Below are 16,258 nucleotides of genomic sequence, written 5' to 3' on the forward strand. Positions count from 1 at the left end.
GGGGGTCAGAAGCCGATGGCCTCGCGGAGGAGGAGGACGACACCGCGCCCGGGTACGGGCTCGGCGTTGAGGATGAGCAGCCGGTTCAACGCGCTGGGCTTGCCGTAGACGCCCTGCGCCCGGGTGTTCTCCAGAGGGAACGTGTGCTCTTCGAGGCGCCGCATCGCCGTCTCCAGGTCGGGAACGACCTTCTGCGCGCCGATGACCCAGATGGCGAGCCCGGCGCCGCCGGAGTACGGGGGCAACTGGCTGCCGCTCGCGGAGGCGACGAGCATGGAGCCGGTCTCGGTGACCGCGGCGACGCTGCCGATGACGACGTCGGGCGCGGCGAGCAGCTTGCGGATGTCGTGGCTCTGGGTGACGCGGTCCATGGCGACGACGACCGGCTTGAGGGCCTCGTAGCGACCGCTGGTGTTGATGTCCTGCTCGATGCCGGACAGGCGGGTGGTCTCACTGGCGGAGGTGTAGACGCTGGAGCCCTCGGGGACCAGCTCCTGCACGCGGGCGCGGGCGGCGGCGCCGTCGTCGAGGATCTCGACGATGAAGCCGTGGGACTTCAGCGCCGCAGCGGTCTGCTCCAGGCGCTCCTCGGACACGGGGTCGGCGAAGAGGGTGGCCGGGATCTGCGAGGTCATGATGTGTCTCCTGGACTGGTCGTCATGGGATGGGCCGTGCGCGGCGCACGCGGCGCCGGGGAGGGCGTCGTGGGCCGCTCGCGCGACCGGGCGCGGTCCGTACGGCCGGGCCCGCGGGGGGCGTTCAGGGAGCGGAGCGCGCTGGTCATCGTGCTGCTGGGCTTCCTGTTCGCTGGACGGCGGGGTTCCTCTCACCCAGTCCGACGACGCAGCCCAGCGGAATGTCAGGCGCCGCCCGTGTCACATTCGGGCGGGGGGAGTTGTCGTACGGACGAGGGCAGCCGGCCGCGAACGAGGGAGTCGTCACCGTCATGAGCACCCGACCCGGTTCGGGGTACGTCCGACACGACGCCGGCCCCGACCTGGACGCGATCATGAGCGAGCGGCGGCAGCTGCTCAATCTCGCCTACCGGCTGCTGGGTTCGCTGGCGGAGGCCGAGGACGCCGTACAGGAGACGTACACCCGGTGGTACGCGATGTCCCGGCAGCAGCAGGACGCGGTCGAGTCGCCGGGGGCGTGGCTGTCCCGGGTGGCCAGCCGTATCTGCCTCGACCTGCTCGGTTCCGCGCGGGCGCGGCGGGAGCGCTATGTGGGCGAGTGGATTCCCGAGCCGCTGCCCGCGCACACCGAGTGGGCGACCGTGCGGCCGGACGACGCGACGGCCGACCCGGCCGACCGGGTCACGCTGGACGAATCGGTCAACATGGCCTTCCTCGTCGTCCTGGAGTCGATGACGCCGGCCGAGCGGGTGGCCTTCATCCTGCACGACGTCTTCCGCTACCCCTTCGCCGAGATCGCCGAGATCACCGGCCGTACGGCGGGCGCCTGCCGCCAGTTGGCCTCCTCGGCACGCCGCCGGATCCGCTCGGCGCGGGCGTACGCGAACCCGGCGGCCCAACAGGCCGTCGTCGTACGCGACTTCATGCAGGCGTGGCAGGCCAAGGACATCGACGCCCTGGTCGGCCTCCTCGACCCCGACGCCACGATGACCGCCGACAGCGGCGGCCTGGTGGCCGCCGTCCTCCACCCGATCGACGGCGGCCCCCGGATAGCCAGGGCCCACATCGACATCGCCCACGCGGCCCCCGACCTGACCTTCGCCGAGACAACGGTCAACGGCCAACCCGGCCTGATCGCCCAGCGCGACGGCGTGACGGTCACGGTCTACGCCTTCCAGACCACGGCCCACCGCATCACCCACATCTGGGCAGTCCGCAACCCCGAAAAACTCCACCCCTGGACGTCCCGCTCCCCGGCCGTCCCCTGACCCATCGCATCCCCCGGGCCCTGGCCGCCGGCTGAGGTCCGGCGGGGCCCAGGGGCCGGGGAGCGGGGAGTGCTCACGCGGTGCTGGGTACGGACACCGCGCCGGCCGGCGGCGGCCGGAACTCCGACGTCGGCGGCCGCTGCGAGACCTTCGGCGGCTGAGCCGCACCCGCGCGGGTAGGGCCGGGGGCCGCTCGCGGCCCTACGCGCCGGTGAGCAGCGGGTCGTACGCCGTCGAATGGCGCCGGCCCGCCATGAAGGCGAGGAAGTCCTGCACGAACGCGCTGCGCGAATAGCGCCCTTCCGCGCCGGCGACCGTACGGCAGAAGCCGGTCCTGAACAGCGCCCGGTATTCGCCCGCGTCGATGGACTGGTCGCCGTCCGCGTCGGTGGCGTCGAAGAGGACCTCGGCGACCCTGATCAGCGCGGGCCCCGCGAGGGACGGGACGGCGGCCGCGTATTCCTCCTTGCTGACCCGGCCGTCGCCGTCGGCGTCCAGCGCCGTCTGCAACTCCCGCCACCAGTCGGCGAAGGCGGTGTAGAGCCGGGTCTCGGCCGGCTCGTCCAGGTCGAGCCGGGAGCACAACTCCCGGGCCATGGCGGCCAGGTCGGGCCACGACAGGAAGCCGTCGCCGGTCTGGTCGAGCACCTCGGTGAAGAACTCCTCCGCGCTGCGCCGCGGTTCGTCGCCCGCGCCCTCCGCGGAGCGCTGCGCGGGGAAGGGCGCGACCAGCCGGACGAAGGCACCGGCCCGCTTCATCCGCGCGCGCAGCGCGGTGATCGTGGCGAGCCGCGGGTCGTCGCTGTCCGGGGACAGCGACAGCATGCCGGTGAGGTAGTCGGTCTGGAGCCAGCCCTCGGGCAGGAAGCGGGCGAACCCGGCGGCGACGTAGGCGCTGTGCATCAGCGTCTGGGCGCCGGGGATCTCGGGCAGGCCGGCGCGCCGCCGGAAGGGCTCGGGCAGCGACGCCACGGTGATCGTGCCGATCGCGGGCCCGGCGAGCGCGCGCCCGGCCGCCCACACGGTGGGCAGGCCGCCGAGCAGCGGGGGCGCGGGGAGGTGGTCGAAGAGCCGGTAGAGGATGATGCGCAGCGCCTCGGTGCTCTCCAGCTCCTCGGCGACCATCCGGTCGTAGTAGGTCCAGAACTCCGGGAGCGTGGGCGGCAGATGGCCCGCCCGGTCCCCCAGGGCGCCCAGGAAGGCGCGGAATTCGGCGTAGAGCCGCTCCATCGTGGTGCGGTCCAGCGGCTGGCCGCTCAGCCGGCACATGGTGACGGAGCTCTCGAAGAGCGTCGCGACCACCCAGGCCCGCACCTGCGGGTCCATCGCGTCGTACGGCCGGTCCTGCTCGTCGGTGCCGCTGAGCCGTGAGTGCAGCCGGTTGAGCCGGGCGGCCTCCCGCTGCCGGGCGGCCTCGTCGGGGCCGAACATCCGCTGGAGGCTGACCAGGGTGTTGCGCAGCCGCCGCCAGGGGTGCGTCACGAAGGACGAGTTGTCGATCAGGGCCGCGCCGATCTGCGGGTGCGCGGCCTCCAGGACGGTGGCGCGCACCATCGCGAGCGCCCAGCGCGGGTCGTTGAAGAAGCGGTGGAACTGCGAGTCGGGTCCGAAGAGGGATTCCGGGGCGGCGGTCGTCGGGTCCGTCACGGGCGGGGGTCTCCGTTCGCGTGCGTCGGCACGCCGCCGAAGCGGCGGTCGCGTTGCTGGTAGGTGCGCAGGCATTCCATGAAGTGCGGGGCGCGGAAGTCCGGCCAGAGCACCGGCGGGAACATCCACTCGGCGTAGGCCACCTGCCAGAGCATGAAGTTCGAGATGCGCTGCTCGCCCGAGGTCCTGATGACGAGGTCGACGTCGGGGGTGTCGGGGAAGGGCAGGTGCGAGGCGAAGTGCCGCTCGTCGACGGCGTCGGCGGGCACCCCGCTGCGGATGAGGGAGCGGGCGGCCTCGACGATGTCCTGGCGCCCGCCGTGGTCGAAGGCCACGGTCAGCGTCATGCCGCGGTTCGCGTCGGTCAGCGTCATGAGGTCGGCGAAGTCGCGGGCGAGCGGGGCGGGGATGCGGGGGTCGGTCACGCCGAGGAAGCGGCAGCGGATGCCGCGCGCGTGCAGCAGCGGCGCGTGCTTGCGTACCACCCGGCGCACCAGGTGCATGAGGAAGTCGACCTCGGTGGTGGGGCGTTGCCAGTTCTCGGTGGAGAAGGCGTAGAGGCTCAGCCAGGTCACGCCGGCCGTGCGCGCGGCCTCGATGACGTCGATCACCGTCGTCTCGGCCGCCCGGTGGCCCGACGTGCGCGGGAGCGAACGCCGCTGGGCCCAGCGGCCGTTGCCGTCCATCACGCACGCGACATGGCGCGGCCGGGTACGTAACGAGGCTGCCGACACGGTCGCCCCTCCGTCCTGCTCCGGGGGGCCGGGCGGCGCCCCGCCAGGCAGCCTTCCGCGCCGGGGCGGCGGGCACGCGCGGAACCGGGCGGATTCACCCGTCGTACTTCCGTACGATTATCTGCCGGGCGCCGGACGTCTGACCGGTCCTCCCGCGGCAGGCCCCCGCTCAGGCCTTCGCGCAGGACGGGCAGAGCCCCCGGTAGGTGATCTCGGCGGCCGCCACGGCGAAGCCGAACCGCTCCTCGGCGGGCAGGTCGGTCAGCGGGTCCCGGTCCGGGTGGACGTCGCGGACGGTGCCGCAGCCGGAGCAGACCAGGTGGTGGTGGGGTCGGTGGGCGTTCGGGTCGTAGCGCCTGGCGCGGCCGTCGGTGGCCACTTCTATGACCTCGCCGAGCGAGACCAGCTCGCCCAGCGTGTTGTAGACCGTCGCCCGGGAGATCTCCGGCAGCAGCGCGGCCGCCCGCGCGTGCACCTCGTCCGCCGTGAGGTGAACATGGTCACCGTCGAGCACCTGCGCGACGACACGCCGCTGGGAGGTCATCCGCCAGCCGCGTCCTCGCAGTCTCTCCAGCAGGTCACTCATATCGGCTCACCTGTCACCTGTTCGTTCTCGCGCGTCACCAGGACTTTAGCAGCGGACATCCGTTTTTCGACGGTGTGTGCAGTTGGGCCGCTTCTTGACTTGGACTGTGTCCATTGTAGGATCGGTTCTGGCGGTAGCCAAGGGACAGGACGACTCCGGTACGGCGACCGCAGCCGACCCGCCTGGTCCGGAAGGATTTCCATGACTGAGAACCACGACGCAATCGTCACCGACCCGAAGACGGAGACGGAGGGCGCGGGGGGCTGCCCGGTCCCGCACGGAGCGCGGGCCCCGCACCCGACGAAGGGCGGCGGCAACCGCGGGTGGTGGCCCGAGCGCCTCAATCTCAAGATCCTCGCGAAGAACCCCGCCGTGTCCAACCCGCTCGGCGAGGACTTCGACTACGCCGCCGCCTTCAAGAGCCTCGACCTGCCGACGGTCAAGCGGGACATCGCCGAGGTGCTGACCACCTCGCAGGACTGGTGGCCGGCCGACTACGGCAACTACGGCCCGTTCATCATCCGCATGGCATGGCACAGCGCGGGCACCTACCGGATCAGCGACGGCCGCGGCGGCGCCGGTGCCGGGCAGCAGCGCTTCGCGCCGCTGAACAGCTGGCCCGACAACGCCAACCTCGACAAGGCCCGCCGCCTGCTGTGGCCGGTCAAGAAGAAGTACGGCCAGTCCCTGTCGTGGGCCGACCTGCTGGTGCTGGCCGGCAATGTGGCGCTCGAAGGCATGGGCTTCGAGACCTTCGGCTACGCCGGCGGCCGCGCGGACGTCTGGGAGCCCGAGGAGGACGTCTACTGGGGCCCCGAGACCACCTGGCTCGGTGACGAGCGCTACACCGGCGACCGCGAGCTGGAGAGCCCGCTCGGCGCCGTCCAGATGGGCCTGATCTACGTCAACCCCGAGGGCCCCAACGGCAACCCCGACCCGCTGGCCTCGGCCCGCGACATCCGCGAGACCTTCCGCCGGATGGCGATGAACGACGAGGAGACCGTCGCGCTGATCGCCGGCGGCCACACCTTCGGCAAGACCCACGGCGCCGGCCCGGCCGACAGCGTCGGCGACGACCCCGAGGCCGCCGCGCTGGAGGAGCAGGGCCTCGGCTGGCGCAACACGTACGGCACCGGCAAGGGCGGCGACACGATCACCAGCGGCCTCGAAGGCGCCTGGACCAACACGCCCACCACCTGGGACAACAGCTTCTTCGACATCCTCTTCGGCTACGAGTGGGAGCTGACGCAGAGCCCCGCGGGCGCCAACCAGTGGAAGCCGAAGGACGGCGGCGGCGCCGGCACCGTGCCGGACGCGCACGACCCGGCCAAGACCCACGCGCCGACGATGCTGACCACCGACCTGGCGCTGCGCGTCGACCCCGCCTACGAGCAGATCTCGCGCCGCTTCCACCAGAACCCGGCGGAATTCGCCGACGCCTTCGCCCGCGCGTGGTTCAAGCTGACCCACCGCGACATGGGCCCGGTCGTGCGCTACCTCGGCCCCGAGGTCCCGTCCGAGACGCTGGTGTGGCAGGACCCGGTGCCCGCCGTGGCGCACCCGCTGATCGACGCCGCCGACGCCGCCGTGCTCAAGGACCGGATCCTCGCGTCCGGCCTCACGGTGCCCCAGCTGGTCTCCACCGCCTGGGCGTCGGCTGCCAGCTTCCGCGGCAGCGACAAGCGCGGCGGCGCCAACGGCGCCCGTATCCGCCTTGAGCCGCAGAACGGCTGGGAGGTCAACGGGCCCGACGAGCTGGCCTCGGTGCTGCGCACCCTGGAGGGCGTCAAGGAGGCCTTCGACGCCGCGCAGACCGGCGGCAAGCGGGTCTCGCTCGCCGACCTGATCGTGCTGGCCGGCGGCGCGGGCGTCGAGGAGGCCGCGAAGAAGGCCGGCTTCGCCGTCGAGGTGCCCTTCACCCCGGGCCGCACCGACGCGTCGCAGGAGCAGACCGACGTGGAGTCCTTCGCGGCGATCGAGCCGACCTCGGACGGCTTCCGCAACTACGTCGGCAAGGACAGCCGGCTGCCGGCCGAGTACCTGCTGCTCGACCGCGCCAACCTGCTCACCCTGAGCGCCCCCGAGATGACCGTCCTGGTCGGCGGCCTGCGGGTGCTCGGCGCCAACCACGGCCAGTCGTCGCACGGCGTCCTGACCGCCACGCCGGGCACGCTGACGAACGACTTCTTCGTCAACCTGCTCGACCTGGGCACGACCTGGCAGCCCGCCGCGCAGGACAGCGGCGTCTTCGAGGCCCGCGACGCCGCGGGCGGCGCGGTCAAGTGGACCGGCACCCGCGCGGACCTGGTCTTCGGCTCGAACTCCGAGCTGCGCGCCCTCGCGGAGGTCTACGCGAGCGACGACGCGAAGGAGAAGTTCGTGCGCGACTTCGTCGCCGCCTGGACCAAGGTCATGGAGCTGGACCGCTTCGACCTGGTCTGATCCCGGCCCGAGCCACACACGCGGCCCCGCGGTTCACGGTGAACCGCGGGGCCGCGGTGCGCGTGCCGGATATCGGCGGCCGGCTTCGAGCAGCCGCACGCCGGTTTCCCTCCCGGCAGGCGGAACGAGCCGGACCAGCGCGGGACGACGCTCGTGCTCCGCGACGAGGAGGGCGACGGCGCCCCGCCCCGCTCCGAGGCCGACCTGGAGCAGGGGAAGGCGCTGATCCGCGTCGCGCGCCAGGACGGTCAGTAGCCGCCGTTCCCGCCGGTGCTGCTCCCGCCCGACTTGGTGATCGCCTTGCCGTCGGTGCCCAGGACGTACCACTTGGCGCCGAAGTTGTTCAGGCCCTGCCCGTTGACGTCGCCCGGCTTGCTGTCGCCGGCGAAGCGGTAGAGCGGGTGGCCGTTGTACGTCACCTGCATGCCGCCGCCGGAGCGCTTGGACGTGGACAGCAGCTTGCTCTGCACCCCGCCGGCCGCGGTCGGCTTCCCGGACGACGACACGGTCAGCGGCGGCCACGCGGCGGCGCAGGCGCCCGTGCAGGTCGAGGTCGACGTCTTGTCGGCCTGGAAGAGGTACAGGGTCATGTTCTTGTCGTTGACGAGGATCTTGCCCAGCGACACCGACTTGGTGGTGACCGTCGCGGTGGCCTTCGCCGCCTCCTGCAGCGCGACCGAGGCGGACGGGGACGCCGTGCTGTCGGCGGACGAGTTGGGGCTGCTGCTCCCTGAGCATGCGGTCGCCGCGGCGGCGGCGATCACCGTACCCGCGACGGCGGCGATGACTCGGACATGGGGCCTCACGGCGACTCCTCGGCTCTTCGGGTGTGTGGGGGCGGCGGCACGCCTCGTCGGTGCCGCAGGACCCACTACACGCTGCCGTCCACCCTCCGGCCACACGGGAGCGCCGTCCGGGTCACGCGGTCACGCGCGCGGCCGGGCGCGGACGTGCATGCGCTCGCCCTGCCGGCCGAAGAGGCTGAGGACCTCGGCGGGTTGGCCGCCGGCGCCGCTGAACCAGTGCGGCAGCCGGGTGTCGAACTCGGCCGCCTCCCCCGCCTCCAGCGTCAGGTCGTGGTCGGCGAGAACCAGCCGCAGCCGGCCGTGCAGCACGTACAGCCACTCGTAGCCCTCGTGCGTGCGCAGGTCGGGCTCGCTGCCGCGGTCCGGGACGATCATCTTGTACGCCTGGAGGGGCCCGGGTCCGCGGGACAGCGGGACGACGGTGCCGCCGTTCGGCAGGCTGCGCGGCGCCAGCCGCACCCGGGGGTCGCCCACCTCGGGCGCTCCGACCAGGTCGTCCAGCGGTACGCGGTAGGCGGCGGCCAGCGGCAGCAGCAGCTCCAGGCTGGGGCGGCGCCCGCCGGACTCCAGCCGGGAGAGGGTGCTCTTGGAGATGCCGGTGGTCTCGGAGAGCGCGGCCAGCGTGAGCTTGCGCTGGGCGCGCAGCCGCCTGAGCCGGGGGCCGACCTCGTCGAGCACGGCCTGGTGGGGCGCCGGGGTGTCGTCGTCCATACGGGTATTCCACAGGGCCGTCCCGGAAACGGCAACGTTTGTTGCCGTGGGCGCGAAGGCCGGTGCACGCTGCCCGGCATGAGCGCTGACGCACCGACCCACCCGCATGGTCACGGCCATGCCCACGGCAAGCACGACCACCACCACACCGACATCGACTGGGAGGCGATGGCCGACACCCTGGAGAACGCCGGTGACCTGCGCGTCCCGGTGCTGCGGGCGACCGCGGTCCGGCTGCGGGAGCTGCTCGCCCCCGGGCACGACGTCCGCCGCGTCCTGGACGTCGGCAGCGGCCCCGGCGTGATGACCTGCGTCCTGGCCGAGGAGTTCGCCGGAGCCGAGGCGGTCGCCGTCGACGGGACGCAGGCGCTGCTCGACCGCACCCTGGCCCGCGCCCGGCGCCTCGGCCTCGACGGCAGGGTCGGCGTCCGGCACGCCGAGCTGCCCGAGGGCCTGGACGACGCGCCCGGCAGCGCCGACCTGGTGTGGAGCAGCATGGCCGTCCACCACCTGGGCGACCAGCAGGGCGCGCTCGACGCCCTCGCGGGTGTGCTCCGCCCCGGCGGGGTGCTCGCGGTGGCCGAGGCCGTCCTGCCGACCCGCTTCCTGCCCCGCGACTTCGGCCTCGGCAGGCCCGGCCTCCAGGCCCGCCTCGACGCCGTCCAGGAGGAGTGGTTCGCGCTGATGCGCGCCGAGCTGCCCGGCTACGTGGCCGCGCCCGACGACTGGCCCGCGATGCTCACCCGGGCGGGCCTGACCGGCGTCACGGCCTTCACCACCCTGCTCGACATCCCGGCCCCGCTGCCCGCCCCGGCCCGCACCTACCTGCACGCCTTCCTGACCCGGCTCCGCGAGTCGATGAGCGAGTCCCTCCCGGCGGACGACCTGGCCACCCTGGACACCCTGCTCTCCCCGTCATCCCCGGACGGCGTCCTGCACCGCCCCGACGCCTTCCTGCTGGCGCCGACGACGGTCTTCGCGGGGGTGCGGCTGCCCGCGTAGTCCATCTCGCGGCGGCCCCGCCGGTGCTGGTTCCCGCCGACGCCGTCCCCGCTGGCGCGGTAGGCACCGCCGGCGCCGCCGCCGACGCCGACGCCGCCGACGCCGACGCCGTCCCCGCCGACGCCGTCCCCGCCGGCGCGGTGGTCCCCGCGGACGCGGGTCCGCACCGTCGATGCCGTCACGCTCGACACGGTCCTCACCCCCGACGCGGCCTCCTGCCCGTCATGGCCTCCGGACGACCCACTGCGGCCGGAGGCCATGCCGGGAGGGGGCCGCGTCTGCGCGCCCGCCTACCCGCCGCCGGTCCGCTGCCCGCCGAGTGGCGCCCTCCGGCCGGGGCCCCGGGTGGCGCTACCCGCCCTGCCCCCTCTGGGCGGCACCAGCGGCCCGGCGCCCGGCGCCCACCAGTGGCGCCCTCCGGCCGGGGCCCCGGCCGACCCCTTTCGGCCGACCCCTTCCGGCCGGCGCCGACCGGCGCCGACCGGGTGGTATCGGTCACGCCGCATCCATGTCACCGGCATATGCCGGAAAAATCTCGCCAGGTCGGCAGCACCGCGTGCCACGCCGGTGCTCCGCCGCCGCGATCATCCCCGCAGGCAGCGGCCGTTGGCGCGTGCACACCGCGAACGCGCCTGGCACGCGGTGCCGTTGATTCTCCCGCAGAGTCGATGCGCTACGCATTGTTACGCGTGACTCGCTCTCCGGCACCGCTACGATGTGCCCAACTGCCGGACTCCACACCGGAGATCACCCGAGCATGGCGCGGACCCCCCGGGGGTCCACGACTGCGTGGTCCCCGTTCAGTGGAAGAAGGGAGTTCCCTCCATGCCCGAGGACCGACAGGGCGATGGGGGTCGCAAGAAGCAGCAGTGGTGGGCACCGGCCGAACGGCGTATCGGTGCCGGCGTCCGGTTTCTGGTGGCGGTGCTGCGGGTCCTGAAGGACCTGCTCGACATCGCCGGATTCATCGGGCGCCACCTGTAGTGGTGTGGCCCCCACCGGGGTCACCCGGTAGGGGCCACATCTTGCGACCGGAAGCGCTTCGCCCTGTCTCAGGCGCCAACCAGCGGACGGGCGGGGCGCTTCCTCGCGTTTCGCGGGCGTGAGGTCGCGCGGTCGTGGACCGTTGTGATCTGCGTCACGTCACGAGGAGTTCGTCCCCATAGTGCCCTTTCCGTCACGCGATGCGCCACACGCTCGCGGCGGATCGGCGTTGGGCAGGGGCCGTACGCAGTGCCATCACCGCAGGCCGCGAGGGGGAGTTGTGACCGAGGTCACAACGAAAGAATGCCGTGAAGTCACCCGTCCGGTATCACCCGAACGGCAGAACTCCGTTGGCAGACCCCCTGGTCGAGGCCGACGAAGCATCATGATGCCAGCCCGCCGGGCGCGCTTCCAGGCCGCCCGGCACGGAAGACGTCCCGGCCGACCTGCGGAATTGCCGCAGGGGGTGACATTTCGCGGCCGCGGCGGCAATTGCGGATGCACGTGCAGCGGCTGTGACCTGCCGGTCGGCGGTTCGCGGCGCGGTGCCGCGCCGCGGGCAGGTGAAGTCGCGCGCCGTCCGGATGCTGGACGCCGGCCGGGCGCAGGGGCGCGCTACGAAGCCGCGTCGCCGCCCTCGTCAGCGGCGGCGGGCCCGCTGACATACGCGGTGATCCGGCCGGCGAGCGTGTCGTACTCGGACGCGGTCAGCCCGGCGCGGGCCTGCCGCAGGACGGCCTGCACCAGGTGCCACCGCTCGTCCACCCGGCTGCCCGGACCGCCGTCCCCGGTGTCGGCGCCCCGCCCGGCGGGTGCGGCCAGCTCCTCGGCCTCGGCCTCGCGCAGGGCGGCGGCCGCGCCGTCGCGCCCGGCCTCCTCCAGCTGCTCGGCCGTGACGCCGACCGCCCGCGCCATCCGCGCCAGCGTGTCGTCGGGGCTGCGGACCGGGACCTTCGCGCGGCTGACCACCTGGTAGCCCGACACCAGCTGCCGCCATCGCGTCTCGCTGATGTCCGCGCGCCGGGCGGCCTCCCGCTGGGAGAGCCGTGCGGCGGCTGCCGCGCGCTTGATCAACACACCCTCAGGCGGCGCTTCCAGACGCTCTGTCATGCGCCGAGCTTCGCACAACTACGCACTCTGCGTCCACCACTTCCAGGGAAGTGGAACCAGCGGCACCGCCCTCACCTGCACATATACGCGGCAGTACGCACTCGATATCGCGTAGTGCGCGCGTACTGCTTGTTTCACGCGCTACTACGCGCTACGTTTTCCTCATGGCACCACGCACCCGTTCCCGCCCCAGCAGGCTCCACCAGGAGCCCGAGGCGGTCACCTGGGCGCGGCAGAAAGCGGGCCTCACCAAGCGCGCCCTCGCCGACCGGATCGGCATCTCCGAGCAGTTGATGGGTGAGATCGAGTCCGGCTGGCGCAGCGCCACCCCGGCCAACCTCATCAAGATCGCCGCCGCGCTGAACTGCCCGATCGTCGTCCTGGAGCGCAAGCGGCCCACCGCCGAGGCCCCGGCGCCACCGTCCGCAGGCTGACCCCGCCGCCCCGCGGGCACACCCGCGCGAGGGGACGGTGGGGAAGAAGTGTCCCCTGACGGTGAACACCGGTGGGGGGCGGTACGTATCAGTGGCCGGCAGGCGTCCTCCGCCCAGCCGGCCGCCCGTGTGGGGCCGGGTCGTGGTTGGCCGCCGCCGACGCGTCCGTTCCCCCCACACCAAGGAGTGTCGTCATGGACACCGACAAGCGGCTCGATGCCGTACGCCCGTATGTCTTATCCGTCTTCCGCATGGTCGTCAGCCTGCTGTTCGCCTCGCACGGGGCGTCGACCGTGCTGGGAGTCCTCGGCGGGTCGTCGAACCCGGACCGGCCGTCTTTCGGGGTGTGGCCCGGATGGTGGGCCGGGCTGATCCAGCTGGTCTGCGGGATCCTGGTCTTCGTCGGGATCGGCGAGACGGGCACCAGGCTCGCGGCCCTCGCGGGGTCGGGCTCGATGGCCTACGCCTACTTCACCGTGCACCAGAAGCGCGCCCTGTGGCCGATCGAGAACGGCGGCGAGGGCGCGGCGATGTTCTGCTGGAGCCTGCTGCTGGTCGCCGTGATGGGCCAGGGCGCCTGGTCGCTCGCGCAGGTGGTCGCCAGGCGCTTCCAGCCGCTGGAAGCGGGAGCCGGCGAGCCGGAGCCCGAGGTGACCTGACCGGATGGGATAGCCCGGGGGCGGCCCGTCGAACGGGCCGCCCCCGGAGGGCGCCGAGGAGGTCGCAGGACGACCGGGCGGCCCGCGGCGCCGCTCGCACCCGACGAGCAGCCGACGCCCGGCATCCGGTCGGTGGCGGCGCCGCTGCGGGACGGCTCGGGGCAGTGATCGCCGGGGCCGACGTCGACTGCCACGCGGCGGAGACGACGGTGGACCGTCTGCTGGAGCACCGTCTGCTGCTCCAGGCGGCGGGCGGCATCAGCGCGGACTTCGCCCGGGTGCAGGACGTGCCGCACGTGGGCGTGCTCGCCGGGCCTTCGGACAGGCCCTGGCGGCTCATGTGACGGGCGTGGCACGGATGTCGTGGCCGTCCGCCGTCAGGCACCGGCCGGTGGTCAGGTCGTAGCGCCAGCCGTGCAGGGTGCAGGTGAGTTCGTTGCCCTTGATCTCCCCGAACCGGCTGAGGTCGGCGCGCAGGTGCGGGCAGCGGCGCTGTACCCGCCAGCCGTCGGCCAGGAAGTCCTCGCCGTCGTCGTCACAGGCGTCGTAGTAGTTCTCCACGTAGTCGATTCGCTCGTTCGACAGGCACTTGAAGAACACGAACACGAACTCGCTGTAGGGCCCGATCCTGCTGGCGCTGAACCGCAGTGACAGCAGCAGGCTGTTCGACCAGTCGACCTCGCGACGCGCGATGTTGGTGGCCACCAGGTCGCCGGCGGTGGACAGCGTGTATCGGCACCGCTCACCGTTCCACTCGCGGACCTCCCGCGCCGAGAAGTCGATCACGATCGGGATGTCGTCCACGTCCAGCCGCACCGCGCCACCGACTCCGGCGCAGATCCGGTCGGCACGCGCCAGCAGCGGTTCCCACCACTCTTTCAGCGCCGCCAGCAGCTGCTCGCGCGGCAGCGCCGGGGCCCGGGAAGCCCGCTCGGCGGCCAGCGCGGGCTGCTGCCTGCGGGCGTAGCTGCGCAGGTACTCGCGCTTGTGACCGAAGAGGTAGTCGATCTCCTCGGTGGTGTGGCGGTGGGTGAGTTTGCACGCGGTCCGCTCCGGTTCCGCGACGGTTCCCGGCAGCAACAGGTGCGCCGACACGTCGGGCCGCACCTGGGCGAGCTCGGCAAGGAACTCCTGCTGGTCGGTGAAGATGCTCTCCCCGTCCCGGCCCGTCCCGTTGAAGTCGAACAGTTCCTCGTCGAGGAAGCACGGCGGGCCCGCGGTGGGGAATACGTGCGCCGCCTGGACCGCGTCGATATAGAGCAGCGCGCGGTCGAACTGCCCCTGGCGCTTGCGGGCGGCGAACTCCCGCTTGGCCGCGTCCGGCAGCTGGTAGACCATCGGCCACCAGATGGCGCCGGAGAACTGCAGGAAGTGCGCGTCGACCTCACCGAACGCCCTGATGGCCGGGATGTCCAGCGGGTGCGCGTCGTTCTGGTTCAGCAGCGTCGTCGTGCCGTCGTCCAGCAGCAGCGCGGAGTCGCCGATGGGCCCGTCGCCGGGTCCCGTCAGGGCGGTGATCATGACGCGCAGCCCATCGCGCTCGACCGGTATGTCGCTGCGGGTGCGCAGGAAGTTCGTGAACCCGACGGCCCGCAGCTCACGCTCCAGCTCGTCGGTGACGAAAGCCGGCAGCAGCACCGTGATGCCCTTGCGCACGTTCCGGCGCAGGTTCTCCGGGTCGAAGTGGTCCCGGTGCAGGTGGGAGATGTAGAGATAGTCCGCCGCGTGGCCGTAGTGCGCCCAGTCCAGATCCGTGTTGTCCGGGAAGGGGAACCACGATCCGAAGAAGGCGGGGTTGACCCAGGGATCGCACAGCACCGATCCCGCCGCGCTCTCGATATACAGGCCTGCATGCCCAAGTCCGGTCACCCGCATACCACCGCACACCCTCTCGGCTGAGTAGTCACCCGAGCCAGCCACCATCGGATGGGACGGACCCGACATCCGTACCTACGCTGCCCGTGCCTTCGCCGCCGCGCACCCGCTGGGCGGCCCCTGCTGCCGGCGGAACGCATGGATGTGCTGGTCAGAGCGGGTCGTGGAGGTTACGGTTCGCCGGATTGGCCGTCGCCCGATTCCGCGCGCCGGTGCCGGGCCGGTCGGCGTTCCCGCCGTGACCGGCGGGCGCTCACCGGCGCAGACTCGCTCTTCGCGGACACTGTCCGCTGTACGGACATACGCGCCACTGCTTGTCGAACGGCCCGCCAACCGGGGGTGGCGGAGCGCTTCGGCCCCGACCCGGTCGTCGAGGTCGGCGAGGGCGACCGCGCGGTGCCCACCACCCGCAATCCGATCCGCCGCCGGCCTTCCAGCGCGAGTACGCCGAGCGGCTGGCCCGTACGGTGCTGCCCTACCCGGACATCGGCACCTGACGCCCACCGGGCGCGGGGGCGGCGGCCGGAACGCGTTCCAGGACGCCGCCCGCGAAGGTGTCGTAGAGCGGCAGCGTCTCCAGGTGGACGTAGCCGATGTGGCAGTCGCACACCGCGAGCGGGCAGGCCCGCGGCCGCAGGGCGGCCCGGTAGCTCCCGTCGTAGAGGTTCCCCAGCACGGCGGGGACGAAATGGCAGCGCCGCACCGTCCCCTCGCCGTCGACCGAGATCACCGACTCGCCGGTGCGGCAGGGCAGTCCCGCGCTGCGGTGCGGGTGGCGGCTGTAGGGGAAGAGCGGGTCCAGCGCGGTCCACCGGTCCGCCTCGGCGTCGGTGTACGTGTGCCCCTCGGCCGCGTTGACCCACAGGTAGACGTGGCCGGGCAGGTCCGCGCGCAACCGGCGGGCCGCGTCCAGGTGTTCCGGCAGGCCGACGACGCCGACGCTGTGCCGCACCCCGCGGGCCGCCAGGTCGTGGCAGGCGGCGCGGAAGCGCTCGTAGGGCACCTGGTCCGGGTGGTAGGTGCACCACAGGGCCAGGGTGTCCAGGTCGGCTTCGTCCAGCCAGCCGGTGCGGGCGCCCAGGTTGGTCTGGATCGCCACCCGGCGGATGTGCGGCAGCCGGCTCAGCTCGGAGAGCGTCCTGCGATACCAGGACCTGACCAGCGCCTCGCCCCACGGGGTGAACAGGATCGACAGCCGGTCGCCTGTCTGCGCCCCGGCCCAGTCCGCGAAGCGCTCCAACGCGAGCCGATCGGCATCCAGTTGGTCCCGGCTGTCGCGGCGCTTGGCGAACGGGCAGTAGGGGCAGTCGAAGTCGCAGGAGGCCAGCGGTCCACGGTAGAGGACGGTCAGATCCACGGCCGCCC

General features: G+C 72.8%; 17 protein-coding genes. 8 read left to right on the forward strand and 9 right to left on the reverse strand.

The genetic code is table 11. The annotated features are described in order from the left end of the window. Positions 1-5: 5 nt before the first annotated feature. Positions 6-635, reverse strand: coding sequence for a lactate utilization protein (locus OG900_22185; GenBank protein WUH92544.1), 630 nt, complete (start codon positions 633-635; stop codon positions 6-8). Between the two features lie 311 nt (positions 636-946). On the opposite strand from OG900_22185, the gene sigJ reads away from it, so the two are divergent. Further along, positions 947-1,903 carry an RNA polymerase sigma factor SigJ gene (gene sigJ / locus OG900_22190; protein WUH92545.1) on the forward strand — a complete coding sequence of 319 codons (957 nt, stop codon included), beginning with the start codon at positions 947-949 and terminating at the stop codon, positions 1,901-1,903. A gap of 201 nt (positions 1,904-2,104) precedes the next feature. Here sigJ and OG900_22195 read toward each other — a convergent pair whose 3' ends face one another. The 3 genes from OG900_22195 to OG900_22205 form a co-directional block, all read right to left on the reverse strand. Beyond that, positions 2,105-3,550, reverse strand: coding sequence for an oxygenase MpaB family protein (locus OG900_22195; protein ID WUH92546.1), 1,446 nt, complete (start codon positions 3,548-3,550; stop codon positions 2,105-2,107). After that, on the reverse strand, positions 3,547-4,284 hold the full coding sequence (uppS, locus tag OG900_22200) for a polyprenyl diphosphate synthase (GenBank protein WUH92547.1): 738 nt from the start codon (positions 4,282-4,284) through the stop codon (positions 3,547-3,549). Before uppS ends, OG900_22195 begins: the two co-directional genes overlap by 4 nt. Positions 4,285-4,453: 169 nt before the next feature. After that, positions 4,454-4,870 (reverse strand): transcriptional repressor, encoded by a 417-nt coding sequence (locus OG900_22205; protein ID WUH92548.1) that lies wholly within the window; start codon positions 4,868-4,870, stop codon positions 4,454-4,456. 201 nt (positions 4,871-5,071) lie between these two features. Here OG900_22205 and katG point away from each other — a divergent pair, with 201 nt between their 5' ends. Further along, complete coding sequence (katG, locus tag OG900_22210; GenBank protein ID WUH92549.1) at positions 5,072-7,312, forward strand: catalase/peroxidase HPI; 2,241 nt, start codon at positions 5,072-5,074, stop codon at positions 7,310-7,312. A 69-nt stretch (positions 7,313-7,381) separates the two neighbouring features. Further along, a complete protein-coding gene (locus tag OG900_22215; GenBank protein ID WUH95874.1) occupies positions 7,382-7,567 on the forward strand; it encodes a DUF6191 domain-containing protein in 186 nt (61 codons plus the stop codon). Here the strand turns inward: OG900_22215 and OG900_22220 are convergent. Both OG900_22220 and OG900_22225 read right to left on the reverse strand, forming a co-directional pair. After that, a complete protein-coding gene (locus OG900_22220; GenBank protein WUH92550.1) occupies positions 7,561-8,118 on the reverse strand; it encodes a hypothetical protein in 558 nt (185 codons plus the stop codon). The two genes, OG900_22215 and OG900_22220, sit on opposite strands and share 7 nt — an antisense overlap. Positions 8,119-8,238: 120 nt before the next feature. Then, positions 8,239-8,829, reverse strand: a complete 591-nt coding sequence (locus OG900_22225) for an XRE family transcriptional regulator (GenBank protein WUH92551.1) — start codon at positions 8,827-8,829, stop codon at positions 8,239-8,241. A 78-nt stretch (positions 8,830-8,907) separates the two neighbouring features. Here OG900_22225 and OG900_22230 point away from each other — a divergent pair, with 78 nt between their 5' ends. Together OG900_22230 and OG900_22235 are read left to right on the forward strand one after the other, a co-directional pair. Beyond that, positions 8,908-9,831: a class I SAM-dependent methyltransferase gene (locus OG900_22230; GenBank protein ID WUH92552.1), complete on the forward strand. Its 924-nt coding sequence runs from the start codon at positions 8,908-8,910 to the stop codon at positions 9,829-9,831. Between the two features lie 825 nt (positions 9,832-10,656). Beyond that, entirely contained in the window at positions 10,657-10,815 is a 159-nt protein-coding gene (locus tag OG900_22235) for a hypothetical protein (protein WUH92553.1), read from the forward strand. A gap of 615 nt (positions 10,816-11,430) precedes the next feature. Here OG900_22235 and OG900_22240 read toward each other — a convergent pair. Beyond that, positions 11,431-11,925: a helix-turn-helix domain-containing protein gene (locus OG900_22240; GenBank protein WUH92554.1), complete on the reverse strand. Its 495-nt coding sequence runs from the start codon at positions 11,923-11,925 to the stop codon at positions 11,431-11,433. A gap of 164 nt (positions 11,926-12,089) precedes the next feature. On the opposite strand from OG900_22240, the gene OG900_22245 reads away from it, so the two are divergent. The 3 genes from OG900_22245 to OG900_22255 all read left to right on the forward strand — a co-directional run bounded on the left by OG900_22245 (position 12,090) and on the right by OG900_22255 (position 13,362). Then, the gene (locus OG900_22245) at positions 12,090-12,359 is read left to right on the forward strand and encodes a helix-turn-helix transcriptional regulator (GenBank protein WUH92555.1); all 270 of its coding nucleotides are present in this window, start codon (positions 12,090-12,092) and stop codon (positions 12,357-12,359) included. A gap of 194 nt (positions 12,360-12,553) precedes the next feature. Then, positions 12,554-13,018 (forward strand): DoxX family protein, encoded by a 465-nt coding sequence (locus OG900_22250; GenBank protein ID WUH92556.1) that lies wholly within the window; start codon positions 12,554-12,556, stop codon positions 13,016-13,018. 164 nt (positions 13,019-13,182) lie between these two features. Continuing rightward, on the forward strand, positions 13,183-13,362 hold the full coding sequence (locus tag OG900_22255; protein ID WUH92557.1) for a hypothetical protein: 180 nt from the start codon (positions 13,183-13,185) through the stop codon (positions 13,360-13,362). Here OG900_22255 and OG900_22260 read toward each other — a convergent pair. Beyond that, positions 13,355-14,893, reverse strand: coding sequence for a Rieske 2Fe-2S domain-containing protein (locus OG900_22260; protein WUH92558.1), 1,539 nt, complete (start codon positions 14,891-14,893; stop codon positions 13,355-13,357). The genes OG900_22255 and OG900_22260 overlap by 8 nt on opposite strands. A 475-nt stretch (positions 14,894-15,368) precedes the next feature. Further along, entirely contained in the window at positions 15,369-16,250 is an 882-nt protein-coding gene (locus OG900_22265) for an STM4011 family radical SAM protein (GenBank protein ID WUH92559.1), read from the reverse strand. Between the last annotated feature and the right edge of the window lie 8 nt (positions 16,251-16,258).

It is taken from the genome of Streptomyces sp. NBC_00433 (genome assembly GCA_036015235.1).
Classification (GTDB): domain Bacteria; phylum Actinomycetota; class Actinomycetes; order Streptomycetales; family Streptomycetaceae; genus Actinacidiphila.

Excerpts from the sequence above, each read along its gene's own strand:
- OG900_22245 (WUH92555.1), top strand. The coding sequence starts at position 12,090 with ATGGCACCACGCACCCGTTCCCGCCCCAGCAGGCTCCACCAGGAGCCC.
- OG900_22205 (WUH92548.1), bottom strand. The coding sequence starts at position 4,870 with ATGAGTGACCTGCTGGAGAGACTGCGAGGACGCGGCTGGCGGATGACC.
- sigJ (WUH92545.1), top strand. The coding sequence starts at position 947 with ATGAGCACCCGACCCGGTTCGGGGTACGTCCGACACGACGCCGGCCCC.
- katG (WUH92549.1), top strand. The coding sequence starts at position 5,072 with ATGACTGAGAACCACGACGCAATCGTCACCGACCCGAAGACGGAGACG.
- OG900_22260 (WUH92558.1), bottom strand. The coding sequence starts at position 14,893 with ATGCGGGTGACCGGACTTGGGCATGCAGGCCTGTATATCGAGAGCGCG.
- OG900_22230 (WUH92552.1), top strand. The coding sequence starts at position 8,908 with ATGAGCGCTGACGCACCGACCCACCCGCATGGTCACGGCCATGCCCAC.
- OG900_22185 (WUH92544.1), bottom strand. The coding sequence starts at position 635 with ATGACCTCGCAGATCCCGGCCACCCTCTTCGCCGACCCCGTGTCCGAG.
- OG900_22225 (WUH92551.1), bottom strand. The coding sequence starts at position 8,829 with ATGGACGACGACACCCCGGCGCCCCACCAGGCCGTGCTCGACGAGGTC.
- OG900_22235 (WUH92553.1), top strand. The coding sequence starts at position 10,657 with ATGCCCGAGGACCGACAGGGCGATGGGGGTCGCAAGAAGCAGCAGTGG.
- OG900_22240 (WUH92554.1), bottom strand. The coding sequence starts at position 11,925 with ATGACAGAGCGTCTGGAAGCGCCGCCTGAGGGTGTGTTGATCAAGCGC.
- OG900_22250 (WUH92556.1), top strand. The coding sequence starts at position 12,554 with ATGGACACCGACAAGCGGCTCGATGCCGTACGCCCGTATGTCTTATCC.